The sequence below is a fragment of the Oleiphilus sp. HI0123 genome (assembly GCF_001635315.1).
Genome location: NZ_LWGE01000341.1, coordinates 1 through 1,096, shown reverse-complemented (window position 1 = coordinate 1,096; position 1,096 = coordinate 1). Strand labels below are relative to the sequence as shown.

The window sequence follows — 1,096 nt, the reverse complement described above, 5'->3', positions numbered from 1 at the left end:
GGCTAACACGCCTAAGCTAATGGCATTCATGAACGCGTTCGGCGTAATCACTGCACGTGACCCGAAAGGCGTTTACCACTCAATGACTGACGTAATCCACAAAGTATTGAACGACATCACTGTTGATGACCGTGCAATCATCATTGGTGGTGACTCTCACACGCGTATGTCTAAGGGTGTCGCATTCGGTGCTGACTCTGGTACGGTTGCAATCGCACTTGCGACGGGCGAAGCAGCAATGCCTATCCCTGAGTCTGTAAAAGTAACCTTTAAAGGTTCTATGAAGCCTCACATGGACTTCCGTGACATCGTACACGCAACGCAAGCACAAATGCTTAAGAAGTTCTCTGGCGAAAACGTTTTCCAAGGTCGTGTAATCGAAGTACAAATCGGTACTCTACTTGCTGACCAAGCGTTCACCTTCACTGACTGGACTGCAGAGATGAAAGCGAAAGCGTCTATCTGTATCTCTACAGACGAAACGCTCATCAGCTCTCTAGAGTTGGCTAAGTCTCGTATCCAGATCATGATCGACAAAGGTATGGATAACGAAGCGAACATGCTACAAGGTCTTATCGATCTAGCTGACAAGCGTATCGCTGGCATCAAATCTGGTGAAGAGCCTGCACTTGCTCCAGACGACAACGCTAAGTACTACGCCGAGTTGGTTGTTGACCTAGATGCGATCGAAGAGCCAATGATTGCTGACCCAGACGTAAACAACGAAGACGTATCTAAGCGTTACACGCACGATGTTATCCGTCCTACTTCATACTACGATGGCCGTCAGGTTGACCTTGGCTTCGTTGGTTCTTGTATGGTTCACAAAGGCGATATGCAAATCATCGCTGCGATGCTTCGCAACCTAGAGAAGAAAGGCCCGATCACGTTTAACGCGCCACTCGTTGTTGCACCACCAACGTACAACATCGTTGATGAGCTAAAAGCTGAAGGCGATTGGGATATCCTATCTAAGTACGCTGGCTTCACGTTTGACGATGACAATCCAAAAGAAGCGGCTCGTACTTCATACGAGAACATCCTTTACCTAGAGCGTCCTGGATGTAACCTATGTATGGGTAACCAAGAGAAAGCG

General features: G+C 47.9%; 1 protein-coding gene. It reads left to right on the top strand.

The annotated features are described in order from the left end of the window. On the top strand, window positions 1-1,096 hold a 1,096-nt coding region (locus A3761_RS03230; RefSeq protein WP_255374910.1), incomplete at both ends, for an aconitase family protein.